Origin of the sequence: Klebsiella sp. RHBSTW-00484, from assembly GCF_013705725.1 — a bacterium.
Taxonomy (GTDB): Bacteria; Pseudomonadota; Gammaproteobacteria; order Enterobacterales; family Enterobacteriaceae; genus Klebsiella.
Genome location: NZ_CP055481.1, coordinates 4,110,862 through 4,135,690 on the forward strand (window position 1 = coordinate 4,110,862; position 24,829 = coordinate 4,135,690).

Consider the following 24,829-nt stretch of genomic DNA (forward strand, 5'->3'; position numbering starts at 1 on the left):
TTAAAGGACTTATACCCGTCATACTTCAATTCAGGGTATATCTATTTGATTGATTCTTGCCCGGAGCAACATGAACACATTTTCCGTTTCCCGTCTGGCGCTGGCGCTGGCCTTTGGCGTGACGTTGTCCGCCTGTAGCTCGACGCCTGCCGATCAACAGCCCTCAACGCAGACTGCGCCGGGCACGGCTTCTCGTCCTGTTTTAACCGCTGATGAGGCGAATAACTTCTCAATGGCGAGTTATTTCCAGTCTCTGGATCCTAACGCTCAGGCCTGGCACCCGTCCGCCATTAGCCTGCCGGCGCAGCCTGATTTTGTCGTCGGGCCTGCGGGAACCCAGGGCGTGACCCACACCACCATTCAGGCCGCGGTTGACGCAGCGATTACCCGTCACTCCAACCGTCGTCAGTTTATTGCCATCATGCCGGGTGAATATACCGGCACCGTGTATGTTCCGGCGGCCCCGGGCGCGCTGACGCTGTACGGCACCGGCGAGAAGTCGCTCGACGTCAAAATCGTCCATCCGATTGATTCAGAAATCGATTCGACCACCTGGCGTCACCTGGTCAATCCGGGCGGTAAATATATGCCGGGCAAACCAGCGTGGTATATGTTCGACAACTGCCAGAGCAAACGTACCGCGACTATTGGCGTAATGTGCTCGGCGGTATTCTGGTCGCAGAATAACGGCCTGCAGTTGCAGAACCTGACGATCGCCAACGATCTCGGCGACAGCGTTGACGCGGGCACCCACCAGGCCGTCGCTCTGCGCACCGATGGCGATCAGGTGCAGATTAACAACGTCAATCTCCTTGGTCGTCAGAACACCTTCTTTGTGACCAATAGCGGCGTACAGAACCTTCTGCAGGATAACCGCCAGACCCGTACTCTGGTCAGCAACAGCTATATTGAAGGCGATGTCGATATTGTTTCCGGCCGTGGAGCAGTGGTGTTTGATAATACCGATTTCCGCGTTGTGAACTCGCGTACCCAGAAAGAAGCCTACGTTTTCGCGCCAGCAACGCTGAAGAGCGTGACCTACGGCTTCCTGGCGATCAACAGTCGCTTCACTGCTTACGGCGATGGCGTAGCGCAGTTGGGTCGCTCTCTGGACGTTGACGGCAATACCAACGGCCAGGTTGTTATCCGCGATAGCGTCATTAATGAAGGCTTTAATATGGCCAGACCGTGGGCCGATGCCGTGGGTTCAAACCGTCCGTTTAGCGGTAATACCGGCGCTGCCGATGACAAAGGCAACCCGCAGCGCAATCTGAACGATGCTAACTTCAACCGCATGTGGGAGTACAATAACCGCGGCGTGGGAAGTTTTGTTGTCGCTGAGCCGAAGCAGTAACAGTAATCAACTTGAAGGGGGAGCCATTCCCCCTTTTCTCTCCGCTCCCTTCAGGCTCTATCCCCTTTTCCCTTCCACCACCATCGTCAGGATAGTTCATCCTGGTTGCTAAATCTCCACGTTGTACAAGTTTTTAATCATAAAAATTACAATAAAAACAATCACCTATAATTTAAAAACAAAAAACATAATCTATAAGTACAAAATAACCTGCAAAAACTGTACAAGTAGAAAATCATGACTATAGTTAAAACGTAAGTTTTAATTTCTCTGCATTACAGCATCCTTATGACTTAAAAATTGCACACCATTTCTCTTGATATGGTGAAAAACTGAATAACAAAAATGATTGTTATCAATCGGCTTTGTTGGTTGATTAATTATTGAATGCAGCCTGAGATATATCATGCAGATTAAAAACACTATTCCCGCAGAGTTTATTCCTAACTCTGCTTTGCTAAAAAACATCGAGCATATGGTGCAGATTAAGAACGAAACGGTGAGTAATGAGCGTTTAATCATTGAGGTTCAGCACCGCCTGAATATAGAGAAAAATGAAATTCTCGCTGATTTGTATATGCAAATACTACATATGTTATACGGAAAAACTCATCACTAAGCGCGACTTTTAGCAGGCAAACATACAGCAACTAACGACCCAGGCTCGGAGGACAAATGAATAACGACAAACCAGACTTCTTTTATAATCATTACGATCTTTGGATTAACAATAACCTTCTCCGTCAGGGTTTACAGCTTATTCTTGATTCACTATCACCGGGCTGTTTTCATGGAAAATACGTTTTCTTCACCAGCGACAACTATTATTCTGTGTTAAATCATAAGTATGACCAACGGAGGGTTCGCTTTGTTCTGCTTACGGATGGTAATGACTTAAACTTCTTAAGTGAAATTCCAATGTTCAGAATCTCCGCGCGCTCCACGCCAGCTGAAATAAAATCGTTTATTCTCCGACCAACGCTGTATGGTAAAAAACCGGATGGCGAATCCGAGGGTATTATTCTTACCAGTCGTGAGAAAGCGGTTATCCGATTAATGAATGATGGTGAAGCGATGGTTAATATCGGAAAGTCACTGAACTTGCATATTAAAACGATTTATCAAATCCGTCTGACGTTGATTAAAAAATTAGGCTGCTCCGGGCGTACAGATTTTTTTAACATTAGCCGTAGCGAAACGTTCAAAGCCTGGTCACAGCTCAATTCTTAATATTTTATCGTTAGGCCGAGTTAAAATATCTAAAAAAGAAAAAGCGGCGGAATATATACCCAAAATAATTCGAGTTGCTTAAAGGCGGCAAGGGCGTAAGTCCCCAGGAGCATAGATAACTATGTGACTGGGGTGAGCGCGCGTAGCCAACACATAAGCAACTTGAAGTATGACGGGTATAAAAACAAAACGCATGTTCCGCTGCTGGCTTCAATTCCCCACTTAATCCCCATGAAACTCGATAGTAAACCCCTGACTTTGCCAGTGGCTGAGTAATTCCGCCTGCAAAGGAGATAACGCACGGCCGGTCCAGACAAAAATGTGCTGTCCAGGGAACAGTTCCGGGCGAGGAGAATCAAGCGGTTCAGCCAGAACGTTAACATGCCAGGCACGCTGCGACAGCCGCCACGCTTCTAGCCAGAGCCGGGTACGGTCTTCATTACCCCAGCCAACCAACAACGTCTCTTTACCGACTTTTTTACGCGATTCGGCAAGGAACGACGCCACGCTATCGATTAAAATTCCATCCAGCATGCTGCTAATGGCCAGCGACGTGTTTTGATCAAGATTTAATTTCTGCCGCACGGGCACCAAAAGCTGGTCTATAAGACTATCCACGGGATATTCGTGGCTAAGAGACATAATTCTGGCGCGTAATTTCGAGGGCTGTACAACTCGCAGAAGAGTCATCATCTCGTCCTGGAGTAAAACTGAACCATCGTGCGCCGCAGGTTGATGACCTTCCAGTAACGCCTTGACCTTACCGACAGAGACTCCACGTTCAATCCAGCGCTTGATCTCCTCAATACGCTGAACGTCTTCATCGTCAAACTGACGGTGCCCCCCCTCGCTTCTCTGCGGTTTCAGCAAGCCGTATCTTCGCTGCCATGCACGCAAAGTAACGGGGTTAATTCCGCAACGTTCGGCAACTTCACCGATACTGTAATAAGCCATTAGCGCCCTCGTAACATGCCATACTTTCCTGGCTAAATTAACGAATTTAGCCAGACTGTACAATTAACTTTTCTTGTACAGTTAAAATATAACAGGTTGGACGCCAATATGTAGGTCAAAAAGGGAGTATGAATGATTTATCTGGCGTTTTCAGACTATGGGTACCAGCAAATTTTAAAGAATTTCCCAGGATGATTTTTTTTCGGGCCATGCGACCGCAGGAATTCCGCCCAAACACGGACTGGCAAATAAATTACCCTGAAAATGCGCGATCCCCGCCGACTCGAGCCACATCCACTCTTCCGGCCGCTCGATTCCTACCGCCGAGACGGCAATTTCCAGCGAGTTACAGCATTTAATAATGGCCTGCACTATAGCCTGCCTTGGCCCGTGCTTATGGATATCTTTGACCAGTTGACGATTGATCTTTATGCGATCCGGCTGAAACTGAGCCAGTAACAAAAGTCCGGCATAGCCGGCACCAAAGTGATCGATAGCGACGCGAATACCCGCGGACTTGAGCTTACGAATAGAATCAGTGAATTCATCAATACGTGAGATAGCTTCACTCTCGGTGAACTCAACAATAATCTGCTCTGAAATCAAACCATTCGCCTTGATTTCATCTAAAAGAAACTCAACAGCGCCGGGAACATTCACCAAAGTCATTGGTAAGAGATTAATAGACAACGTGCATCCACGCAGACGCAGACGTCCCGCCATGGCAAACGCCACCCGCTTACTGTGGAGGTCCGCCTTATAAATATCCTCTCGCGAGAGTCCATCAAAATAAACCTCAGGCGATCCACCGCAGGCGGTACGCAGCAACGCCTCAACGGAAACAATTTCTTTAGCAAACGGGTCAATCACTGGCTGAAAAGCGAAGCTGCACTCGGCCTGTGCGAACGGGACTTCAGGATAAAAAGCTGTGCTATCCGTTACAAAATCCCAGCTTTCCGGCGCGGGAATTTCGTAATAATTATCCTTTTCCGTCGCTTCCACGAAGGTACGAAAAAAGTGGAGAGCCCGGTCATCGTAAGTTAGCTGATATTTTGTGGTCCCTTTATCCAACACCATTTGCAGAACTTCATCGCGGTCATACTCTCGTAAATCAAAGAGTTCCATACCAATATTGCCAAATCTACGCGTCGGACCATGATCGCTAAGCAGTTCAACAAGATTATGGTGGCGCGAGTCCCCACAGATATGACGATAAATTTCCAGAACCTTCTCTTCAGGTCCTTCTAATAGCTGAAAAAAATGGGTGCCATTAAAAAGTAAAATCCCGGACACGTCCATCTGGCTATTTTTTACATTTGCTTCAGCAACCATGCTTTCGAGCGATTTAACTGACACGTTGTCGCAGATATGACTGCGATAAATGATGGTAGTGAGCATGATATTTCCGACAGAAGAGATATAGATGTTGAGATATCACAGTAGCAGATCCGATGTCCTGCGTCCTGTAAAAAAGACAAATATATTAACAAATATTTCACATCAAACCGTTCTTTTGATTGACCTTCTTCTCCAGCCAACACCTGTACAGAATGCACATCCCCCAGATAGTACACACTCTGTTGAGGAAAGATTAAAAAAACATATAAATCAATTAGTTACATCAAAAAACAAAAAACTAACATTTTTATTTCATTTTTTTATGTACAAGTTATCAATCATTGTATAACTTTAATGGCAACTTAACTGATGATTGAACTGACAGGAGCACATATGCAGCAGAACAGTTATATTCCTGACACAGCTAGCGCTATTGCCCATTATTTCAATAAAGCCTCTTTGCCTTCACAGCAGGAAACGCTGGGACAAATCGTGATGGATATCCTTTATGAAGGCCGAAATCTGAATCGTAAATCTCTGTGTACCAAGTTACTGAGTCGCCTTGAAGTTGCTTCTCAACCTGAAGAAGAGAACCACTATCAAACGTTAATCGGTTTGCTCTTTGAGCGACAAGATTAAGCGTGCCAGCAGTAATCTGGTGAATTAAGTCGACACTGAAGAGTCTGATTTCACGGATGATGCCAATACTTAATCAGAGCATCGACTTCAAACCAAATCTCCAGTCATGGAGACGACGGTAATCAGAGATACAGTTATGAATAGTGGTGAGATTGAACACTTAGCAGATGTACTGATTGGAGAGGCTGTCCTCTCTCTACTCAAAAACAAGGGGCCGATCAATACTCAGGCTCTGGTAAATAAACTCCAGTCGATGCGGGTCGGTGAAACGGATAAAAAACGGCGAGATACAATTGGGCATATTATTGATGAAATCAATAATATGGTAGCTCTTCGAGGTAAGAAAAAGTTTCTGGGTACTTCAGGTGCGAAAAATTATTGGGATGACCCAAATGCTTTATTGGGTTCATCTTCGCAATCTGGTACAGGTAAAATGCACTGACCATTAATGGTCGATTCTTTAATTAACAAAGTTGAGAATATGATGAGACAGACTATGCATCAGCAATCAGATATCTACGCAGGCCTGAACGATACCGCACTCTCTGAATATTTCCGCAATGCAGGCGACAGGCTGATCGATGAATCTGCAGTGATGTCCCTGGCCATTAGTAGTATCCTTGCCACTGAAGGGCATCTCAGTAATAAGGCTATTATATTCTGGTTAATTAATGCCCTTGAGACGACCAGCGATGTGGTGACTGCAGATGTTATCCGTAAGACGCTGGAAATCGTCGTGAGTTATACCATGGATGATATCTAAGATAGCGACAAGAATTAATGAAACAAGGAAGTCCGCTATTGTTAATAGGTAGAATAACGGTTAAACAGGACCTGAGGATAGAAACAAAACCCGCCTGTAGTATAATTCCGCCTAAAATTCGGCTCCTGTTGCCAGATATAAAATCCACAACAGGAGACGGATATTAAATAAATATATGCAATATTTAATCAGCCTTTTTATAAGACTGAATATAAAAACACATTACCACGCGCTAAAGCACCGCAGCCAGACGCCTGACTCCATCGACCAGGACCTCCGGCGGATGGTTGGCAAAACCGAGTAAAATCCCCTCTCTCGCCATCGGCCGCTGACAGTATCGCTCAAAGGTCTGTACACCTAAGCCTATACGACGAGCCTTGTCTTCCACCTCTTTGGCTTTTATGCCATTCAGCAGCCAGCAGACTAAATGAACGCCCGAATCCGTCGGATGAACCGCCATGCGTCCAGGAAAATAGTGCTCAATCGCCGCCTCCAGCGCACTTTTGCGCTCAAAACAGGCTTTGCGGATACGACGAACATGGCTGGCGTAGTGCCCCTCACTGATAAAACGCGCCAGAACCGCCTGTTCCAGATAGCCGCTACTAAGATCGGTATAATACTTGGTAATGGCAAACTGTTCGCGTAAATGCTCAGGCACCACCAAAAAACCGAGGCGAAATTCCGGGTACATCATCTTAGAAAACGTCCCTGAATAGATAACCCGCTGGTGTTTATCTAACCCCTGCAAAGCCTGTAAAGAACGGGCGGCGTAGCGAAATTCACTGTTGTAGTCATCTTCGAAAATCCAGGCCCTATGGGCTTCTGCCCATTCCAGTAAGGCAAGCCTTCTCGGCAGGCTGAGAGTTCCGCTGAGCGGAAACTGATGCGAGGGCGCGGTATAGACCAGTTTCGCCCCTGGGTAGTGCAATATTCCATCCTGAATATCCATGCCATCGCCATCAACACGAACGGGCCGGACGGAGACTCCTCTGGCGGCGAATGCACCGCGAGCGCCGTTGTATCCAGGGTCATCCAGCCAAACCTCATCACCCGGTACCAGCAATGCCTGAGTGGTGATCGTCAGCGCCTGTTGAATACCATTGACGATAATAATTTGATCTTCATGACAATTTACCCCACGAGTCGCCTGAATATAGTGACTGATAGCTCGTCGCAACGGTAGATATCCGTAAGGCGTGGTGTGCATTCCCAGTTCACGATGCGACTGTCGCCAGACGCGCCCCAGCAATCGTCCCCATAAAGCGTGAGGAAAGAGATCGGTACAGCCGATACCCACCGCAAAAACCCGGTTCATCCCCCCACTCTCCTGGCTTTCGGACCAAGAGGGTATCAATGCCGAGATATCGGGGTTGAGCTGCCCGATAGCAGATGTCGTCGCTTCAGGCGCCGCTGGTGAATAATGCTCGCTAATGAAGTTATCCGGGATATGTTGGCAGACAAATGTGCCCGCGCCCTTGCGCGTCACCAGATACCCCTCATCCATCAGGCGATCGAAACCCGAGATAACCGAGTTCCTGGAGATCGCCATCATCTCAGCCAGCGCACGGCTTGAGGGGACTTTTGAACCCGCCGTCAAACGACCGTCAAGGATAGCGTTACGCAGGGCGTGATAAACCTGATCTTTGATGATCCCGCGTTGTAATAACAGGTCCTGAAACAGAGGTGCAACTGGTTTTGCCATAGCTGTGAGGGATATCTTGAAGGTAAAAGTGGATCCTATAAATATATAGAAAGTGTCACTTTTTAGGAACCATAAGAACTTCTAACATGGCGCTCAGTGAGGACAAAACTCCCATTTTTAAAAAATAAGGACCACCATGAATTTATCTCAAATCACCATCGAACCCGCAACCGAGAGCGACTTTGCCCAGTGGTTGCCACTGTGGAAAAGCTACCAGGTATTTTACCGCGTCGATATCCCGGAAGCAGTGACGCAATTGACCTGGAGCCGTTTTTTAAATCCCATTGAACCGATGTTTTGCGCCGTAGCAAAGCATGAAGGAGCGATAGTTGGGCTGGTGCATTACCTGTTCCATCGCACCACCTGGGCCGAAAGCGACTACTGCTATCTGGAAGACCTGTTCGTTAACCCAGAGGTTCGGGGCAAGCATATCGGCAAACAGTTGATTGAATATGTTCAGCAGCAGGCGCGTAAACGCCACGCTGCCAGCCTGTACTGGCACACCCATGAAACCAACCTTCGCGGCCAGCGTCTGTATAACTGGGTAGCGGATAAAAGCGGCATGATTGAGTATCGTATGCGGGTGAAATAACCGTCTCCTCAAGCATAAAAAAACCTCGCCGCAGCGAGGTTTTCAGCCATAAGCAGCAGGCTTAGTATGCGTTAACCACTACCCACATAGGACCCTGACCGACAGCATAGCGCCCTTTTTCTTGCAACAGGCCCTGCTCACCTTCGATTTCATACACCGCAACATGATGCGATTTCTGACCAGCAGCAATCAGGTATTTGCCGCTGTGATCGAGGTTAAAGCCGCGCGGTTGTGCTTCGGTTGGCTGATAGCCTTCGATGGACAACACGCTGCCGTCTTCGGAGACGCTGAAGATGGTGATAATGCTGGCGGTACGATCGCAGGCGTAGAGGTAACGACCATCCGGGGTGAGATGGATATCCGCCGCCCAGCGAACACCGGTGAAATCAGAAGGCATCATGTCCAGCGTCTGCACGCACTCGATTTTGCCGTACGGATCTTTCAGTTCCCAGACGTCAACAGAGCTATTGAGTTCATTGACGCAGTAACCGTACTGCTGATTCGGATGGAACACCATATGACGCGGGCCCGCGCCTTCAACGGTGGTCACTTCAGCCGGTTCCTGCGCAGCGAGGAAACCGTCATCGCTCAGGGTAAACAGGCAGATACGATCCTGCTTCAGCGCCGGAACCCATAAGGTGCGGTTATCCGGGGAGATGTTTGCCGAGTGGCACCCTTCCAGACCTTCAATAACGCTCACCGTATCACCCGGCAGGCCATCGGTCAGCGGCGTGACGCTTACGCAGCCCGAATTATAAGAGGCGCTAAAGACAAAGCGTCCCTGATGATCGGTAGAAATATGCGTCGGGCTACCCGGCAGCGCGGCTTCGCCGGCAAAGGTCAGAGCGCCATTATCGGGGGCAATGCGGTAAGCCAGTACGCGAAACTCCGGACGCACGCCGACGTAGAGATACTCTTTGTTCGGGCTCACCACCATCGGCTGCACCTGACCTGGGGCGTCAACAACCTGCACCAGCGTCAGTTTCCCCTCAACATCCAGATTCCAGACGTGGATCTGCTGGCTTTCCGGGCTGGCGGTATAAACGGTTTGTTTCATGAATACTCCTTTCCTCACTGCTCGTGGAAATTTCATTTTTCAGACTAACGATGCGCTGAAAAACACAATACGCTACATTGTTCAGGTTGCCTTGCAACAGCCAGAAGGATCAAGTGTATCGACTCTTTTAGCGGTAGATGCTGAAAAGTTTGCCCGAATGGCACAGCGGTGTACCATCATAGCCTGCTCACTTTTCACCATTAACCGGAAACAACACATGACCTCACGCGTGATTGCCCTGGATTTAGACGGCACCCTACTGACCGGAAAAAAAACAATCCTTCCCGCCTCGCTCGACGCACTGGCTCGCGCCAGAAACGCGGGATACCAGGTGATCGTCGTCACCGGCCGACATCACGTCGCTATCCATCCTTTTTATCAGGCACTGGCTCTGGATACACCTGCAATTTGTTGTAATGGCACTTATTTGAATGTGTAGCGTCTATTACAACAAATTATCAGGCACTTTCCCCATGATTAGGGACGGTTTTGAAGTATGAAGTAAGCAGTGTACTATCGGCCTAACTCCCAACTCAATCAAAGTGAAACATGATATGAACTATCAAGTAATCGCCCTTGATCTGGATGGCACACTTTTAACACCAGAAAAAATGATTCTCACAGAGTCATTAGTTGCCCTACAAAATGCCCGTAAGTCTGGGGCAAAAGTAGTGATCGTAACTGGACGGCATCATGTTGCTATTCATCCTTTTTATCAGGCATTAGCCCTTGATACACCAGCTATTTGTTGTAATGGTGCGTTATTGTACGATTACAACGGAAAAAAAGTTATTTCGGCTGATCCGTTACAAGCAAACCAAGCTACACAGTTGGTTGACCTACTTGAACGTTATGATGTTCATAGCTTGATGTATGCCGATGATGCCATGTTTTATAAGGAACCTACGGGTCATATTATCCGTACTGAAAATTGGGCTAAATCATTACCTGAATCACAACGACCAGTGTTTAAGCAGGTAAGTTCGCTATGTGAAGCGGCACATGAAGTAGCCGGAATCTGGAAATTCGCCCTTACTGATACTGATACAGTTAAATTGCATAAATTCACTCAGATCGTAGAACGTGAACTTGGGCTTGCTTGTGAATGGTCATGGCATGACCAAGTTGATATAGCTCAATTGGGAAATAGTAAAGGTAAGCGATTAGCACAATGGGTTGAATCTCAGGGTTTATCAATGAACCAGGTTATCGCTTTTGGGGATAACCACAATGATCTTAGCATGCTTAAAAGAGCTGGTCTGGGTGTAGCTATGGGTAACGCCGTAGATGAAGTCAAAGCCTGTGCTGATCTGGTAATTAGCAATAATACCGGAACTGGAATTGCCGAGACAGTTAACAAGTACTTTGAATATGTTCCAGCACAAGAGACAGTGTAATAGGTGAGTGATTAGGACGGTATAGTTCAAAATTTGTGCCGTCATAATCCGCCATAACAAGTACGATCATTCCTTTTTCAACTGCTAAGCACTATTACTCACAAGTCCATAACATACGTGAAGCCCTTCAAATACCAGGATTTGTTGAGCGTTGATCGATTCGTAGAAGAGGTGTATATTACCTCAGGCTGTTCATCCAAACAGTACGCAAAGATAAGGAAATGCAATGGCAGATAATTCAGAATCTTTTGCAACTATAGAACAAATTACTTCCCGTCCTAATTTTTTATCTAATTTAGAAATCACCGTTGATAGTTTTCATTCTCTTATTGGACGTTATCATCTGAGTGAAAGTGTTAAATGCCAAGTAAAAACCGAAAATGGTATTTGTGGTCAAAAACATCAAGCCGGATATGTAGGTGTTGATAAAGATGGTAATGAATGTTTAATCGGTGGTATTTGCGGCGATAAGTATTTTGGTGATCATACCCACTATATTCAGGAAAGAAAACGGATCGATGCAGAAATTGACAGGCGAGAAAGCATTGAAAAACTACACGCCTATAAAGATAATTTTCTAAGTTTTTCTACCGTACATAGTACATTGTTAAAAGAAACTCAAGATGTTAGTAAAAAAATAGAACATCTATATAAAGGTTTTCCTGATATAGTACTAACTTACCTCTACCAAGCCCAAAGAACTCAAAACTGGGATTTATATATTGACGTCTTACGTCATACTCGTGGTGAAAAAGGGATGACGAGTAATTGGTACATTGAGAAGCTCTGTACATTCCCTCCGTTACCATCACCACAAGAAATCTCAAGTTTATTAGGTCGCATTGAAAATCTACAAACGATTTTTAGCGAGGCTTGTTCAAAACAGATAGATGAACTTGCCACCCCAAAATTAAAAAATTATGTAAAAAGTATCGCAGAATTTTCAGAGTTAGAGTCCACTTTTAGCAAATTCTTAAAGAATACAGAAGACTTCACGCATAAAAACATTATATTTCATTTATACTATGCTTGTGCTAATGCAAAGGATAAATTTAATACTGTAAAAACAATAATGTCCTTACTTAAAAAATCTAAACCTACAGATACATTAGTAAGAAAAAAATGTGATGAGATTGAAGAGAGTACAAGAAAGAGATTTGACAACTGCGAAATCCGGTGTAACAAAAAAGTCATGAAATTTAAAAAGAATAGTCTTGGCTAAATTAGGAAGCCCCTTTAGGGGCTTTCGTAACTCCGCCCTATCATAATAATAAGCACCTGTAGCAGTTACCCTAATAGTATTTAAATTAATACACATTAACTTTATCTCACGCAATAGACCTCATTTTTAACTTTCAATCATAGAAACTATCAACTACTACCGATTAATACGAAAAGTACTTTTCCTATTTCATCAAGTTGAACGATGGGAAGCACAGCACCGCCTTAAGCCAGTACTTACACAATGATAAACATGAATACTCAGCCTAAACGTTGTCAACATATGAAAAAATTACTAATTTCTCCGAGTATGATCTGGTTTTGCTCAATTTTCTGATAGATATCGAAAGGATTCTGACAGCACTAAACTATCAGAATCCTTCCCCTACCCCCTTCCGCTATATCAGTTCTCAATACTGCCAGTACTGGCAAGCATTTCTTTCTTAACGCGGAACACTGTAGCCCTGCCGCAATCACACAGCTTTGCGATCTCGTCCGGTGTGTTCTTCCCGGCTTGAAGCATATCAATGATTTTACTGTGTAATTCCTTGTTCTTTTGCTTACCCTTGTACTTCTTAGCCTCTTTAGCAAGGGCAATTCCTTCGTTGCGACGTGATGCGATCATACCCCGCTCAAATTCTGCAACGGCACCCATCATGGTAAGGATCAGGCGTGATTGTGGGGAATTATCAAAACTCATAGAGTTTGCGAGAAATTGAACAGTGATCCCACGCTCAACGAGGTTATCAATCATCTCCAACAAATCGCGGGTATTACGTGCGAGGCGATCAATGGAATGGGTAACGAGGGTGTCACCTTCGCGGAGGTGAGAAAGCAGGTTCAACAATTCAGGTCTTTCGCTGGTGGACTTCCCTGATTCCTTCTCAGGAACAATTTTGTCACAAACTGGTTCCAGTACTGCCAACTGGCGTTCAAGATTCTGATCCTTTGTTGAGACTCTCGCGTAACCAAAAATCATTTTCCAGCCCTCACCGCTGATAAGTATCATTTTAATTAACTGAATGATACAGTATCATTTAAGCCAATTCAACATCTAAATGATACTAAACGAGACGAGAAAAACGAGTATCACAAGGGACTACCCAAAAGAGATTTTTTATCGTTCATTTTTTGGGCACTATAGAATTAGTGAAAAGTTCAGTACTGGCATCTGAGTACACGGCATTTGGTCGGTGGGGTTGGACCTGAGCAGATGAACGAGATTTTAAATCGTGCAGAAAAATTCTGGATGTACTTTTATCTTAGTAAACGATCCCTTTAGATTTTTTGTCAAAAAATTGGGAGACTGGGTTTTGGTTATTTTTTGTACTAAAGACAGGTAACGTAATCGGCTTTGTTAACTAATGGCCTACTCGTTTTGTGCAGTTATTCAAAGTAATTTTTCACAATCCATCGTAGCATGGTATACCAACGGATTGATTTCAAAGATAAATGTTGGCCTTCATTAATTTACGATTATTAGAAAGGAATAGCTATGAATTGCACACGAATAATAATACTGGCTGCCTCAGTCAAGCGTCAAAATTATTGCGTCGCAGGTAAAAAATGGCATCAAAATCAAGATAACATTTGGCTACGCCCCGTTGGTAATAGTCTGCCAGATGGGAATGATGCGTTGACTTCAAAGGAGATTCAATATCATTCAAATAGAATCCCATCTACTTTAGATGTGGTTGACATTCAATTTTTAAGATATGCCAACCATAATATTCAGTCTGAGAATCACTTAATTGATACTGCTTTTAAATGGGATAAAAAAGGGACATATCCGGTAGAAAAGCTTTCCGAAATAGTAGACAACCCAGAGACATTATGGTTTGTTAATCGCGAAGGTACAAATTCAAGAATGGGAATAAATGATTGCTTCCCAACCCAATATTTGGCAGGGCCCACAAATAGCTTATATCTCATACTAATCAATGAGTTAATTATTCATTTAACTCATGAAGAAGACTTCTATGGAAAAAACAGAAAAAGATACAGAGGATCTTTTAATTACAAAGGAGTTAATTATAAATTATCAATAACAGACCCAAACATTTATTCTCAATATGGACAATCGCAGGATGGTGACTACAACTACGGGAAATGTTACGCTACTATAAGCATGGCTCCATTGGAAGATAATGGAAATTGTTATAAATTCTTAGCAGCTTTATTTAAGTTTAAGGTGTAGATATGAAGGTATACTCTATTGGATTCACAGAAAAATCGGCTGAGGTTTTTTTTAAACTTATAAAATCACAGAATATTAGTACATTAGTAGATGTTCGTTTGAATAATGTTTCTCAGTTATCAGGGTTTGCTAAAAAAAACGATTTAAAGTATTTTTTAAAAGAAATTTGTGATGTAGATTACTTACACATTCCTGATTTGGCTCCGACAAAAGAGATACTTGATCCATACAAAAAAAAGAATATATCTTGGGAAGTATATGAAGAAAAATTCTTAAACCTGATGGCTCAACGCAACATTGAGCGGATAGATAAAAAAATCATATATAACAATTGCTTACTTTGCAGTGAGCATAAACCACATCACTGCCATCGCCGCCTTGTGATAGAATACTTGAATAAACACTGGGATGCTGATTTAGAGGTTAAGCACTTGATATGAATAAAGTACTTATAATGTATCACCCAAGCTTTGCATCGTCTGGTAAGTTTGAAAGAAAGCTTACTAAAATACTTTCAACATTGGATGATTATCAAATTCTCTACTTTGATGATCCAGCAAACCTTATTAGTAATTACTTCGAATCAAAATTATTAAAACATCTTAGCAATAATGTACTTGGCAGCATTGTTCAAGATGAAAATCTGACTCATGCGGTAATATTTGATTCTACCTATTCACCAGAGTTCACAACTGTTAAATCATATCTTTCAGAGGTGATACCCGTTCGATATATCCAAGATAAAATTACATTTGTCTCCAATAAAGATAAAGGTGATCATTTTGATACTTATATCGGTCGTGGAACTTTGTGGGGAAATCCATATGCAATAGGTCAAGATGGTGATCGTGAAGAAGTGATAAGGAAATTTGCGTATGATTTTAACCGGGGGTTTTTACGAGGTGGCGAAGATTTCAATGAAAAATTACAAGCTCTAAGAGGGCATACTTTAGGGTGCCATTGCAAACCTTACGCATGCCACGGAGATGTTCTTGCTGAGTACCTTAATAAATTGGATGATGGTGAATAGATTTATGCCATAAAATTATTTTTTTACTAAACTCTTTATTACATGGTATGCCTCCAATGGTTCTGACTCTACTATATTTTGAAGGTTCGGCTTTACAGAGCAGGGCATATCTAAAGTGGTAATCATCTTTAAATTAATGCTTTCTTTTTGGAAAAATTCCAAAACAGGTTTTGTTATTGCAATAGGAATTGCATTCATACCTTTTTCTTTCATCCAACAAATCCTGTGTCGCCCATCAATAACTCGAATTTCATTGTCATAATTGACATCTAAAAGTGGCACGTTGAACTTAGGAAAAAACCTTCCATGGCTTATCCAAATATACTTAGGCTCTTCAGTGCAGTTATTTTTCACCCATAAAAGATCATCATCATGATTATAATCATTTAAAATTACATTTATAATATTAATATCTAACAAAACAATACACTCATGAATTTCATGGTTATTATACAATTCGTACTCCATAGCTTCCTTCTTATTTAAGTTATTCATGTTAATATTTACATATACACTATTTAATACATTCAATATCGGATCATATTAATTTATAACATATCCTATAAAATCGAATTTACAGCTTTATAGGATATAACATCATTGAGAACGATCAAGTACCATGTACGCTGGCTGGCACATGCTGCCCCGCTCCTGTAACCAGTAGTAATCCAAATCGGCTATACGCACATTCAGCCCCGAATCCACACGATTGATCTGTAATCGTAGCCCTACAGTATCCTTGTACGATAAACCAGATTTAACATTGTACTTGTACTTAACCCCACCTTCTTCTTCAAATGACTTGAGATAAGGCGTCATTTGTTCCTGAATTTCCTTTAAGCAAACAACTTCATTATTAAAAGTAAATGTTTTTTCTATTTTCCCATCTGGTACAGCTGCGACTGACACACCGGAGCAACAAAATAACAGTACTGCTATAGAAGCCTTTTCCATTTGAATATACCTTATTGAAGATTAGTACTTAATACTTCGCCTGTATCAGCATTGAACGTACAGGAGTACTCTATATTTTTAAACGCACCAAACCCGTTTTGAGCCTGTGCTCTGTGCCCGTAAAGAGTGACTAATTTCCTGCTTTTGTCGTACCAGCTATATGACGAGAATTTTGGTTCAGTAATTCCATCAGTCCATTTAAACTGGTATTGAGCAGACTTTTCAACAGCAACCTTACAAATATAATCCCCGCCCTCATGTTTCGAGGCATAGCAATAGGCATCATCAAGACATTTAGCTTCCTCTTCTTTCGCTTTTCGCTCCTTTTCTGCGGCAAGTACAGCATCCTGAGCCGCTTTTTCTGCTGATTTAATGCGTTGTTCTTCGGCAAATTTGGCATAATCAGCAACATTCGAAATATTATTTTCACGGGCAACAGAAAACTCTTTACCGTCTTTAAAACCAAGTTTTTGTGCTCTGGCCTCATCGCTTGAAGAACGGGCAGCACTTGCTACAAAAGCAAGAACAATAATCAGTACTGGAACCGTATAATGATTAACGAGTTTATAGGGTAAGTACTTAGCCCGTAGAGAACCAGAACCCAAAACAGCCCAGCCTATCGCGGCAGTACTTGCCAGTAGCTGGCACAATCCTGCGACGGAAAGCATGACGACCGACCAGAAGCCAGTACCAGCGGTGAAGAAATCACCAAACTTTTCCAATGCTGCCAGACAAAGAAAGACTCCCCAAAGTCCATAAATTATCAGTTGTACAACTCTCACAGTTTTGTCACTCCCGTTAGCTTTTTTCAGGCCAAAAGAACGGACTTAAGGCCGTCCGTGTCAGGTACTCAAGAGTAACACGCACACCTAAAAATGATCGATATTAACGATCAATAATATGAATATTGATCGCTATAAACTATCAATATCTATTAATTCAATACAAATCAATAGGTAAAATCGATCAAGTGGATTCGTAAGACATGAAACTGGCTATGTATCTGATTTCAATACAGGGAGTACTGGCGATTCCATCACGTAAACGCTCACAAAGCGTCGCTACGGCGTTTTATGGGGGGTTGTACATTCAGGTATGTCAGTAATGAACATCACATTCAGGGGTTTTCTGTGCGTTTTGTCCGAAACACCATTATGAAGGGGAATTAATCGGATCGGGGTCGCTTCGCTCTGGTCAGTACTGACAGGGCTTTTCCAGTAACTTAAACAGCAGATGCCCCACCAAGTACACAAAGGAATTATTTATAGAATAAGTAATGAAATAACAGTCAGTTATGTACTTACTGACAGAACAAAAAACGCGATTGGGTTCGCTCTGCCAGTGACCGAAGGGAACGCAGCAGTAGAACCGAATCCTGCGAACAGTACACGCAAAGCGGGTGCTGTTTAATTGTTTTATCTATATAAACAATGAGATAGCCATCAAGTACTCACTGCGTGAGTACTCTCACTAACTACCCGAAACAGTTCGCTTGCTTCGCCGCTCCTGCTTTCAGGTAGTTAATTCGCTTTCGCTCGTTGCTATGTCCGAAATTTATTACCTAAAGATATTGTAAGGTATTATTTTTCGGACATTTATCCGTTTTTATGATGGTGTTCTGGACTTCATTTTTTGCGTGTTTTTTGTACTTCATTTTCATATTTGTCCCACATCGCCTTTTTCTCTTCAGTACTGAGATCGGTGTTAGTAGCACTGGCAAGAAACGTTCTGAACGCTTCTAACTCAAGCCCCGGATTGCTGCCTTTCCAGCGGCGGAAACGCTTTGCTTTGGTATCAGCAAGAGTGAAACGCTTTTCTTTGTTCATTGAGCCTTGCGGCCTGCCTCTCTGCCCTTGTTCATCATCATCAATACCGAGATCTATGTACTCAATATTGTCTGTAAGTGACTTGGCCTGCCATTCATCAAAAACATAAACGGTCTGCGTTTCAGTACTGTCGAAATTCCTCGAAATCCCTCGTAGTACGAACTGGTGTAGACTTTCGTACTCCCTTGCGATGTGTATCGCCTCGCCGTCAATCTCAAAGAACAATTCACATTGCTTAGCCTCTGTTTCAGAGGGACGCATACAAGCCAACCAGACGCATGTCATAAGGTGCTGGTACTGGTTGAATCCTCTGGCATCCGGGCTTATCTCTGTGCCGTTCTTGAGGCTCTGAGAATCGCTTTTGTTCTTCGTCCAGTAGAAATCCTGTTTCTCAAGTTCTCCATCAATAAACGAGTATATTTTTTGTACTTTATCAGGATTGTTCGTTTTCCATGTCCTTGATAGTTTGATTTTTTTAGAAAAATAATAAACCTTCAACCTGTCTTTGAGTGCTGTTTTTCGTTTCAGTAACCCTTCAAGTTCAGTACTTTCAAAGAGTTCTTTATTGCCTTTATAGATTAATGAATTTTCGAAATTAGCTCCGAGAAAGGTGATTGATACGTCTTTGTACTTATTGAGATCTTTCCATGCTGTGATATTAAGCTGTTCCTTTTCCGCATCAGTAAAGTACTCATTATTCATTATAAAATGATCATTATCATTCAATACTGAAAGTTGATTTGAAATGTTCTTTACTACATCGCCCTTTACTTCTGGATTTCTTTCAGCCGCAATATATATATTTCTGTCATCTAATGACTGTACTTTATGGATTAGAACATTACGGATAACGTTTTTTATTTCAGGACTCCCTTCATTTATGTTCTGGAAAGAGTGAAAATTAGTCACATCGTCAATATAAACATTCCAGTTAGATAACAATTCAAGAGGAATTTTGAAAAACGTTTTATCTGTTATGAGTAATGTTTTATTACTTCCAGATGAAAGATATTCAATAACTGAACTAATAACGCTTTCATCTTTTGGTACTGTATCCGTAATAATATACTCGCAATTATTGATTTGCTTTGCTGTCTGCTTAATAAGTTCTTGAGTGTTCTGTACTAAAATATAATTTTCAGTACTGTTATTGATTATATTACATATAGAGGTGGTTTTACCTGAACCACACTCAGCAGATACGTACTTAAACTTGTTATAAATAGGTGTAGGGTTAATCATTTGCACACGCTCCATATTGATTAATTTAGAAAGGTCAGCCATTCCAGTGTCTGGCCTTTCGTCTTTTTAGTTATTAGTATTTAGGCACCGAAAAATGCCAATGTTGATTTTCTTTTGTATTTCACTGTTATTAGCACTGATAACATTTATGTCGCTAAGGTATTCAATAAACATTCATATTATCCATTATGAATTATCAGATTGATTAACTTAATTCCATCGAATCAAAATAAGGATTAGATAGCTCACTATTTAGATAGTAATATATGGCATAGTAATTACTTATCGAATAAGAAATTCGTATTCTGTCGCATCCATACAGCCACCATATTATCTCTCTCTAAACTGTCTATGTAGTTCAGCAGTAGATGATAATCAATGATAGAAAGATCATCTTTAGTCTGTTGAAAACGTATTGCACCATCTTTTACCCTGATCCAGAATGAAGGGGTCGAATATAAAATTGTACCTTCAATATTTTCAATGATCACATCACTAATTAATTTTTGTTGTTTCTTTTTATGTTCTACAAAAATAACATGCCTTTTAAGATCATCATTTTTGTATTTCATATCAATAACATATGAGTTATCTACTCGTTTTAAGCGAACAGTGGAAACAATCTTGTTTAGCTCATTTTCATAGCGTGTACGAATATCTACGTTATTCACATTAAACAATTCATTGATATCTACATCCTTTAGTATTTGTATATCTACATTTACAGTGGCTAATGATGCTTGCCGTGCTAACAGTTCTTCTAATTGTAATTTTGCATCATCCAACTCTTCACGCATTTCAAAGGATATAACCTTACCAACACTTTTACGACGTTCAATACCATTTTCATAGTTAGCAATCTGATCTTTAACTTGTTCAATCTGAATACGTATTACTTCTAATTCTGGATTAAACTCTTGCTCCTTTATTACAGAACTAATGTCCATCCCTATCAAATGCTCTACGACAAAACGCTCTACTGTTTCATAGGTCATTGCTTTGTTGTTGCAAAGTCCATCACGTTCACTGAGGCAACGAATATATCTATATTCCTCAACTTTTGGATCACCTTTCTTCGGAGTACGTTTAGCACGTACAACATTATGGTACATTGGCCCGCCGCAATCCATACAACGGGCAATACCGCTAAATAGATTACTTTTAATTAATACTTCTTCGTTATCAGTTTTCTTTACGGTAACACGTCCAGCATTAGGTCGTCGAGATTTCAGTAAATCCTGTACTAATTCAAATTCATCTTCATTAACTACTACTGGATAGACATTCATTTGGTACTTCTTCTGTGTTACTGAATTATCTAAATCATCATGGTTACGGATGGTTTCAGAAATGAAAATTTTACCAGTCACACGGCGGTTAGTGAGAATTTTATGCACAAGTTCCCCTGTCCATGCCCGATTAAATTTATACTGCTCGCCTTCTTTTTTCTGAAGTTCTTTAGCAATAGTTGGACACCCTAAACCAGTTTTATAAAGTTCAAATATTTCTTTTATTACAGCCGCTTTATGATTTAATTTATACTTATTATCTTCTACATCGATCCACTGAGGACGTTTATTAGTAACTATCGTACCTTTGTTAAAGGCTTGCTCTCTCTTTTTAGCCCAACCTTTGCGAATACGATCACTTTTATATTTTGATTCATCATATGCCCTTTGTGCGTTCATCATCACAAAAGGGAGATCTTTAGAGTTACTACGGCTGATCACAATGTTAGCCATTACATCATGAATAGCTACATTGTGAGACATAAGAGCATTGATATACCCCATTACGTCAAACGGATTTTGACGGCTGAAACGGTCGATAGACTCTACGACTAAGATCGAACTATCCCACATCCCTTTACGTACTTCTTCCATCCATGCCCCTAACTCACCTTCTGAGATGTTTAATCCTTTAAAGGCTGAGACACCTTGATCTGACAATACTACAGGGATTGGGTCATCCATCTCAGAACAAATGCCTGTACGCTCTAAGTAGCCCTCTAACAGCTCTGCCTGCCGTGCTATACCAGATCCATCCAACTGTTGGTCTGAACTAACACGGTGATATACAAAAACTTTTTTCATCTTCGCAAACTTTTAAATTTGTTTGTATAATCATAACACATTTGTATGATTATCATGCAAAAAAGGTTCTGGAGTCCGATCCGATGCCGGTCGACAAAGCCCTGAGCCTGACGGAAATGCTGAGCGAGCATGATATCCACGGCCTGATGTACGTTGATGACGCCATGCTTTACGAACAGCCGACCGGACACGTCGTGCGCACCGCCAACTGGGCGCAATCTCTGCCGGTCGAACAGCGTCCGGTATTCACTCAAGTTAACTCGCTAGCGCAGGCGGCCCGCGAAGTTAAGGCCGTATGGAAATTCGCGCTGACCGATGAAGACACCGCTAAGCTACAGCGCTTTGCCCAGCATGTTGGTCAGACGCTGGGTCTGGAATGTGAATGGTCATGGCACGATCAGGTTGATATCGCCCGCGAAGGCAACAGCAAAGGCAAGCGCCTGGCGCAGTGGGTGGCGGCACAGGGCTTGTCGATGCAGGATGTGGTGGCTTTTGGCGATAACTACAACGATCTGAGCATGCTGGAAGCCGCCGGTACCGGTGTGGCGATGGGCAACGCGGTCGATGACGTCAAAGCGCGCGCCAACGTGGTGATTGGTGAAAACGAAACCACCAGCATCGCCGACTACATCAACCGCCATCTGCTGTAATCAGGCGGCGATCGACACGCTTTTAATTTGCGCGTACAGCCGCTGGCCTGGGGTTATGCCCAGGTCATCACGGGCCCACGGGCTGATGCGCGCCCACAGCGTTCGACCGCTAATCTCCAGCCTGACTTCCACCTGGCCGTTGCTCTCGATGCACTGCATCACCTGCGCAGGCAAAATATTACGGATGCTGGTTTGCTGTTCGGGTTGCAGAACCAGTGATACATCTGAGGCCTGAATGCGGATCCGCGCCGCTTCACCCTGCGGCCTGTTGAGCTGATTGACCCATATCTGCTGGTCGCCGAGCGCCAGGGCGGTCATCGCATACTGTGGATGCTGAGCGGCAATGGTCACATTGAGAATGGTGCTTTGCTGATCCTGCGGTAGCCAGGGGTGCATTATGCTGCTGCTCCACACTGCTTCCAGATCGCCAAAAGCTTTCACTTTCCCCTCTTCCAGCACCAGCACTTTATCCGCCAGATGCTGAATCTCATCCAATGAATGGCTGACGTAGAGCATCGGGATGTTAATCTCTCGCGCCAGACGTTGCAGATAGGGCAGCAGCTCCCGTTTACGTGGAATATCCAGCGACGCCAGCGGTTCATCCAGCAGCAGCAGCTCCGGTGCGGTAAGTAATGCCCGGCCAATCGCCACGCGTTGTTTTTCCCCACCGGATAGCCCTCCCGGTAGCCTGTCAAGCAGCGGCGCGATGCCAAGCAGATCCACCAGCTTATCAAACTGGTCGACCATACTCTTCGCCATGCCGTACTTCAGATTGCCGCGCACCTTGTAGTGCGGAAACAGGCGCGCATCCTGAAAGACATAGCCAATGCGCCGTTTTTCCGGCGCCAGACAGATACGCTTTTCGACATCATTAAGCACTCTGCCGTTAAGCACGATACGCCCCTGCTGCGGACGCGTCAGGCCGCTGATGGCGTTAATCAGCGAAGTTTTCCCGGCGCCGGAAACGCCGAAAACCGCCGTAATGCCACTGGCGGGGAGCGTCTCGCAGATCTGCAAACAGTGGGTGCCCAGCGTCTGGGTGAAATCGAGTTCAAGCATGATTATTTCCCCATCCGTTTGCGGCTAAGCCGGGCTAGCCATTCAGAAATCAGCAGCGATATCAGCGCCAGCACAATCGAAATCAAACACAGCCGTGCTGCCGCACCTTCGCCGCCGGGGGTCTGAATCAGAGTGTACATAGCCGAGGGAATGGTGCGAGTTTCGCCTGGAATATTAGAAACAAAGGTAATGGTCGCACCAAACTCGCCCAGCGAACGGGCGAAGGCCAGCACGGTACCAACGATAATTCCCGGAAGCGTTAAAGGCAGGGTAATGGTGAAAAACACCCGCCAGCGGCCCGCGCCAAGCGTGCGTGCCGCCTGCTCCAGCTTAATATCAACCCCTTCCAGCGCCAGGCGAATAGCCCGCACCATCAGTGGAAAAGACATCACCGCCGACGCCAGCACCGCGCCGCGCCAGCTAAAAGCAAACGTCAGGCCGAACCAGTCGAACAGCCAACTGCCGATAAAACCGCGCCGTCCCATGGCAATCAATAACAGATAACCCACCACCACCGGCGGCAATACCAGAGGCAAGTGGAGGATGCTATCGAGCAGCGCTTTGCCGGGGAAATCCCGTCGAACCAGCAGCCAGGAAAAAAAGATCCCAAAAGGTAAGCTAAACACCACCGCCAGGGATGAAACTTTCAGGCTCAGCAGTACCGCCTGCCATTCGGGATCGCTTAAGAACATTAGTGGGTAGTAAATCCGTAACGTTTAAAGATGGCGGAAGCTTCCGGTCCTTTCAGATAATCATAAAATGCGCTAACCGTCGCATTTTTATGCCCGTCAACGATAGCCAGCGGATATTCCACTTTCTTGTGGGAATCTTCCGGGAAGGTACCGACAACTTTCACGCCTTTACTGGCAACGGCATCAGAACCGTAAACAATACCCAGCGGGGCTTCGCTACGCTCGACCAGCGCCAGCGCACCGCGAACGTCTTCCGCTGGTGCCAACTTCGGCGACAGTGTTTCCCAGGCTCCCAGTTTTTGCAGCGCTTCTTTGGCATAGATACCCGCAGGCACGTGCTCCGGGTCGCCAACCGCCAGACGCCCCCCTTTCAGCAGGCTGGTCCAGTCGGTTTTATCATTGATGGTGATATCGCCCTGAGCGCTGGCTTTCGGCGCAACGACAACCAGGCTATTGCCCAGCAGAGTGGCGCGTGTCGACGTTTCAATGCTCTTTTTCTCAACCGCGTAGTCCATCCATTTTTGGTCAGCAGAGATAAACAGATCTGCAGGCGCGCCCGCTTCAATCTGTCGTGCCAGCGTAGATGAAGAGGCAAACGAAGAAACCACGTCAACGTTCTTCTCTTTCTTATACTCTTTAGCGATATCCTGCATTGCGTTAGTCAGCGATGCCGCTGCAAACACCGTAATTTTACCGTCTTCCGCCAACGCGTGACCTGCAACGGAGAGCGTTAACGTTGCTCCGGCAAAAAAGCGTAACCATTGACCTGCCATCTGAAACTCCTGTGAGATCGTTATGTAGAAAATAATATAACGATAAGTACAGGGATTTCCCAGCGC

The 24,829-nt window shown here is 44.0% G+C and carries 25 protein-coding genes and 2 pseudogenes; 14 read left to right on the top strand and 13 right to left on the bottom strand.

The features are described 5' to 3' along the window. Positions 1–70 precede the first annotated feature (70 nt). The 3 genes from HV213_RS19430 to HV213_RS19440 all read left to right on the top strand — a co-directional run bounded on the left by HV213_RS19430 (position 71) and on the right by HV213_RS19440 (position 2,584). On the top strand, positions 71–1,354 hold the full coding sequence (locus HV213_RS19430) for a putative acyl-CoA thioester hydrolase (protein WP_181482955.1): 1,284 nt from the start codon (positions 71–73) through the stop codon (positions 1,352–1,354). Between the two features lie 406 nt (positions 1,355–1,760). Beyond that, a complete protein-coding gene (locus HV213_RS19435) occupies positions 1,761–1,973 on the top strand; it encodes a hypothetical protein (RefSeq protein ID WP_181482956.1) in 213 nt (70 codons plus the stop codon). Positions 1,974–2,029: 56 nt separating this feature from the next. Further along, positions 2,030–2,584: a LuxR C-terminal-related transcriptional regulator gene (locus HV213_RS19440; RefSeq protein WP_181482957.1), complete on the top strand. Its 555-nt coding sequence runs from the start codon at positions 2,030–2,032 to the stop codon at positions 2,582–2,584. 222 nt (positions 2,585–2,806) lie between these two features. Here the strand turns inward: HV213_RS19440 and HV213_RS19445 are convergent, their stop codons facing one another. Further along, positions 2,807–3,538, bottom strand: a complete 732-nt coding sequence (locus HV213_RS19445; RefSeq protein WP_181482958.1) for a MerR family transcriptional regulator — start codon at positions 3,536–3,538, stop codon at positions 2,807–2,809. Positions 3,539–3,712: 174 nt separating this feature from the next. After that, positions 3,713–4,936: a diguanylate phosphodiesterase gene (locus HV213_RS19450; RefSeq protein ID WP_181482959.1), complete on the bottom strand. Its 1,224-nt coding sequence runs from the start codon at positions 4,934–4,936 to the stop codon at positions 3,713–3,715. 333 nt (positions 4,937–5,269) lie between these two features. Between HV213_RS19450 and ycgZ the strand changes: the two genes are divergently transcribed. The 3 genes from ycgZ (at position 5,270) to HV213_RS19465 (ending at position 6,278) form a co-directional block, all read left to right on the top strand. Continuing rightward, a complete protein-coding gene (ycgZ, locus tag HV213_RS19455; RefSeq protein WP_181482960.1) occupies positions 5,270–5,515 on the top strand; it encodes a regulatory protein YcgZ in 246 nt (81 codons plus the stop codon). 136 nt (positions 5,516–5,651) lie between these two features. Further along, positions 5,652–5,957 (top strand): hypothetical protein, encoded by a 306-nt coding sequence (locus HV213_RS19460; protein ID WP_228288556.1) that lies wholly within the window; start codon positions 5,652–5,654, stop codon positions 5,955–5,957. A 54-nt stretch (positions 5,958–6,011) separates the two neighbouring features. Continuing rightward, entirely contained in the window at positions 6,012–6,278 is a 267-nt protein-coding gene (locus tag HV213_RS19465; protein WP_110276842.1) for a biofilm development regulator YmgB/AriR family protein, read from the top strand. A 232-nt stretch (positions 6,279–6,510) separates the two neighbouring features. On the opposite strand, the gene pdxR is transcribed toward HV213_RS19465, so the two are convergent. Then, positions 6,511–7,980 (bottom strand): MocR-like pyridoxine biosynthesis transcription factor PdxR, encoded by a 1,470-nt coding sequence (pdxR, locus tag HV213_RS19470; RefSeq protein WP_181482962.1) that lies wholly within the window; start codon positions 7,978–7,980, stop codon positions 6,511–6,513. 136 nt (positions 7,981–8,116) lie between these two features. On the opposite strand from pdxR, the gene HV213_RS19475 reads away from it, so the two are divergent. Then, the gene (locus HV213_RS19475; RefSeq protein WP_181482963.1) at positions 8,117–8,572 is read left to right on the top strand and encodes a GNAT family N-acetyltransferase; all 456 of its coding nucleotides are present in this window, start codon (positions 8,117–8,119) and stop codon (positions 8,570–8,572) included. 61 nt (positions 8,573–8,633) lie between these two features. On the opposite strand, the gene pgl is transcribed toward HV213_RS19475, so the two are convergent. After that, positions 8,634–9,629 carry a 6-phosphogluconolactonase gene (gene pgl, locus HV213_RS19480; RefSeq protein WP_181482964.1) on the bottom strand — a complete coding sequence of 332 codons (996 nt, stop codon included), beginning with the start codon at positions 9,627–9,629 and terminating at the stop codon, positions 8,634–8,636. Positions 9,630–9,846: 217 nt separating this feature from the next. On the opposite strand from pgl, the pseudogene HV213_RS19485 reads away from it, so the two are divergent. The 3 genes and pseudogenes from HV213_RS19485 to HV213_RS19495 form a co-directional block, all read left to right on the top strand. Then, positions 9,847–10,059 (top strand): annotated as a pseudogene (locus tag HV213_RS19485) (HAD-IIB family hydrolase); the annotation flags it as partial. A gap of 124 nt (positions 10,060–10,183) precedes the next feature. Next, the gene (locus tag HV213_RS19490; RefSeq protein ID WP_181482965.1) at positions 10,184–11,026 is read left to right on the top strand and encodes a pyridoxal phosphatase; all 843 of its coding nucleotides are present in this window, start codon (positions 10,184–10,186) and stop codon (positions 11,024–11,026) included. A 226-nt stretch (positions 11,027–11,252) separates the two neighbouring features. Then, positions 11,253–12,248: a hypothetical protein gene (locus tag HV213_RS19495; protein ID WP_181482966.1), complete on the top strand. Its 996-nt coding sequence runs from the start codon at positions 11,253–11,255 to the stop codon at positions 12,246–12,248. A gap of 402 nt (positions 12,249–12,650) precedes the next feature. On the opposite strand, the gene HV213_RS19500 is transcribed toward HV213_RS19495, so the two are convergent. Continuing rightward, positions 12,651–13,226 (bottom strand): recombinase family protein, encoded by a 576-nt coding sequence (locus tag HV213_RS19500; RefSeq protein WP_181482967.1) that lies wholly within the window; start codon positions 13,224–13,226, stop codon positions 12,651–12,653. A 516-nt stretch (positions 13,227–13,742) separates the two neighbouring features. On the opposite strand from HV213_RS19500, the gene HV213_RS19505 reads away from it, so the two are divergent. Genes HV213_RS19505 through HV213_RS19515 form a run of 3 tightly spaced genes read left to right on the top strand, consistent with a single transcriptional unit; the run spans position 13,743 to position 15,474 of the window. After that, positions 13,743–14,444 (top strand): dual OB domain-containing protein, encoded by a 702-nt coding sequence (locus tag HV213_RS19505; RefSeq protein WP_181482968.1) that lies wholly within the window; start codon positions 13,743–13,745, stop codon positions 14,442–14,444. A gap of 2 nt (positions 14,445–14,446) precedes the next feature. Beyond that, positions 14,447–14,884 carry a DUF488 domain-containing protein gene (locus HV213_RS19510; RefSeq protein ID WP_181482969.1) on the top strand — a complete coding sequence of 146 codons (438 nt, stop codon included), beginning with the start codon at positions 14,447–14,449 and terminating at the stop codon, positions 14,882–14,884. Next, complete coding sequence (locus tag HV213_RS19515; protein ID WP_181482970.1) at positions 14,881–15,474, top strand: DUF4326 domain-containing protein; 594 nt, start codon at positions 14,881–14,883, stop codon at positions 15,472–15,474. The genes HV213_RS19510 and HV213_RS19515 overlap by 4 nt, the downstream gene beginning before the upstream one ends. A 15-nt stretch (positions 15,475–15,489) precedes the next feature. Here HV213_RS19515 and HV213_RS19520 read toward each other — a convergent pair whose 3' ends face one another. The 5 genes from HV213_RS19520 to HV213_RS19540 all read right to left on the bottom strand — a co-directional run bounded on the left by HV213_RS19520 (position 15,490) and on the right by HV213_RS19540 (position 21,589). Beyond that, the gene (locus HV213_RS19520) at positions 15,490–15,942 is read right to left on the bottom strand and encodes a hypothetical protein (protein ID WP_181482971.1); all 453 of its coding nucleotides are present in this window, start codon (positions 15,940–15,942) and stop codon (positions 15,490–15,492) included. A gap of 129 nt (positions 15,943–16,071) precedes the next feature. Next, positions 16,072–16,428 (bottom strand): hypothetical protein, encoded by a 357-nt coding sequence (locus tag HV213_RS19525; RefSeq protein ID WP_181482972.1) that lies wholly within the window; start codon positions 16,426–16,428, stop codon positions 16,072–16,074. 11 nt (positions 16,429–16,439) lie between these two features. Continuing rightward, entirely contained in the window at positions 16,440–17,210 is a 771-nt protein-coding gene (locus HV213_RS19530; RefSeq protein WP_181482973.1) for a hypothetical protein, read from the bottom strand. Positions 17,211–18,053: 843 nt separating this feature from the next. Further along, a complete protein-coding gene (locus HV213_RS19535) occupies positions 18,054–19,496 on the bottom strand; it encodes a type III restriction endonuclease subunit R (RefSeq protein WP_181486460.1) in 1,443 nt (480 codons plus the stop codon). A gap of 278 nt (positions 19,497–19,774) precedes the next feature. Then, positions 19,775–21,589, bottom strand: coding sequence for a recombinase family protein (locus HV213_RS19540; RefSeq protein ID WP_181482974.1), 1,815 nt, complete (start codon positions 21,587–21,589; stop codon positions 19,775–19,777). Between the two features lie 32 nt (positions 21,590–21,621). Here HV213_RS19540 and HV213_RS19545 point away from each other — a divergent pair. Then, positions 21,622–22,239: pseudogene (locus HV213_RS19545) on the top strand (pyridoxal phosphatase); the annotation flags it as partial. Here the strand turns inward: HV213_RS19545 and modC are convergent. From modC to modA, 3 genes are read right to left on the bottom strand one after another with little or no spacing between them, the layout of a single operon-like run. Next, the gene (gene modC, locus HV213_RS19550) at positions 22,240–23,298 is read right to left on the bottom strand and encodes a molybdenum ABC transporter ATP-binding protein ModC (protein WP_181482975.1); all 1,059 of its coding nucleotides are present in this window, start codon (positions 23,296–23,298) and stop codon (positions 22,240–22,242) included. Between the two features lie 2 nt (positions 23,299–23,300). Beyond that, the gene (gene modB, locus HV213_RS19555; protein ID WP_181482976.1) at positions 23,301–23,990 is read right to left on the bottom strand and encodes a molybdate ABC transporter permease subunit; all 690 of its coding nucleotides are present in this window, start codon (positions 23,988–23,990) and stop codon (positions 23,301–23,303) included. Next, positions 23,990–24,763 carry a molybdate ABC transporter substrate-binding protein gene (modA, locus tag HV213_RS19560; RefSeq protein ID WP_181482977.1) on the bottom strand — a complete coding sequence of 258 codons (774 nt, stop codon included), beginning with the start codon at positions 24,761–24,763 and terminating at the stop codon, positions 23,990–23,992. Before modA ends, modB begins: the two co-directional genes overlap by 1 nt. Between the last annotated feature and the right edge of the window lie 66 nt (positions 24,764–24,829).

What these genes read in the sequence shown, in the direction of transcription:
- HV213_RS19430 (WP_181482955.1), top strand. Translation starts at nt 71, where the DNA reads ATGAACACATTTTCCGTTTCCCGTCTGGCGCTGGCGCTGGCCTTTGGC.
- HV213_RS19435 (WP_181482956.1), top strand. Translation starts at nt 1,761, where the DNA reads ATGCAGATTAAAAACACTATTCCCGCAGAGTTTATTCCTAACTCTGCT.
- HV213_RS19440 (WP_181482957.1), top strand. Translation starts at nt 2,030, where the DNA reads ATGAATAACGACAAACCAGACTTCTTTTATAATCATTACGATCTTTGG.
- HV213_RS19445 (WP_181482958.1), bottom strand. Translation starts at nt 3,538, where the DNA reads ATGGCTTATTACAGTATCGGTGAAGTTGCCGAACGTTGCGGAATTAAC.
- HV213_RS19450 (WP_181482959.1), bottom strand. Translation starts at nt 4,936, where the DNA reads ATGCTCACTACCATCATTTATCGCAGTCATATCTGCGACAACGTGTCA.
- ycgZ (WP_181482960.1), top strand. Translation starts at nt 5,270, where the DNA reads ATGCAGCAGAACAGTTATATTCCTGACACAGCTAGCGCTATTGCCCAT.
- HV213_RS19460 (WP_228288556.1), top strand. Translation starts at nt 5,652, where the DNA reads ATGAATAGTGGTGAGATTGAACACTTAGCAGATGTACTGATTGGAGAG.
- HV213_RS19465 (WP_110276842.1), top strand. Translation starts at nt 6,012, where the DNA reads ATGCATCAGCAATCAGATATCTACGCAGGCCTGAACGATACCGCACTC.
- pdxR (WP_181482962.1), bottom strand. Translation starts at nt 7,980, where the DNA reads ATGGCAAAACCAGTTGCACCTCTGTTTCAGGACCTGTTATTACAACGC.
- HV213_RS19475 (WP_181482963.1), top strand. Translation starts at nt 8,117, where the DNA reads ATGAATTTATCTCAAATCACCATCGAACCCGCAACCGAGAGCGACTTT.
- pgl (WP_181482964.1), bottom strand. Translation starts at nt 9,629, where the DNA reads ATGAAACAAACCGTTTATACCGCCAGCCCGGAAAGCCAGCAGATCCAC.
- HV213_RS19490 (WP_181482965.1), top strand. Translation starts at nt 10,184, where the DNA reads ATGAACTATCAAGTAATCGCCCTTGATCTGGATGGCACACTTTTAACA.
- HV213_RS19495 (WP_181482966.1), top strand. Translation starts at nt 11,253, where the DNA reads ATGGCAGATAATTCAGAATCTTTTGCAACTATAGAACAAATTACTTCC.
- HV213_RS19500 (WP_181482967.1), bottom strand. Translation starts at nt 13,226, where the DNA reads ATGATTTTTGGTTACGCGAGAGTCTCAACAAAGGATCAGAATCTTGAA.
- HV213_RS19505 (WP_181482968.1), top strand. Translation starts at nt 13,743, where the DNA reads ATGAATTGCACACGAATAATAATACTGGCTGCCTCAGTCAAGCGTCAA.
- HV213_RS19510 (WP_181482969.1), top strand. Translation starts at nt 14,447, where the DNA reads ATGAAGGTATACTCTATTGGATTCACAGAAAAATCGGCTGAGGTTTTT.
- HV213_RS19515 (WP_181482970.1), top strand. Translation starts at nt 14,881, where the DNA reads ATGAATAAAGTACTTATAATGTATCACCCAAGCTTTGCATCGTCTGGT.
- HV213_RS19520 (WP_181482971.1), bottom strand. Translation starts at nt 15,942, where the DNA reads ATGGAGTACGAATTGTATAATAACCATGAAATTCATGAGTGTATTGTT.
- HV213_RS19525 (WP_181482972.1), bottom strand. Translation starts at nt 16,428, where the DNA reads ATGGAAAAGGCTTCTATAGCAGTACTGTTATTTTGTTGCTCCGGTGTG.
- HV213_RS19535 (WP_181486460.1), bottom strand. Translation starts at nt 19,496, where the DNA reads ATGATTAACCCTACACCTATTTATAACAAGTTTAAGTACGTATCTGCT.
- HV213_RS19540 (WP_181482974.1), bottom strand. Translation starts at nt 21,589, where the DNA reads ATGAAAAAAGTTTTTGTATATCACCGTGTTAGTTCAGACCAACAGTTG.
- modC (WP_181482975.1), bottom strand. Translation starts at nt 23,298, where the DNA reads ATGCTTGAACTCGATTTCACCCAGACGCTGGGCACCCACTGTTTGCAG.
- modB (WP_181482976.1), bottom strand. Translation starts at nt 23,990, where the DNA reads ATGTTCTTAAGCGATCCCGAATGGCAGGCGGTACTGCTGAGCCTGAAA.
- modA (WP_181482977.1), bottom strand. Translation starts at nt 24,763, where the DNA reads ATGGCAGGTCAATGGTTACGCTTTTTTGCCGGAGCAACGTTAACGCTC.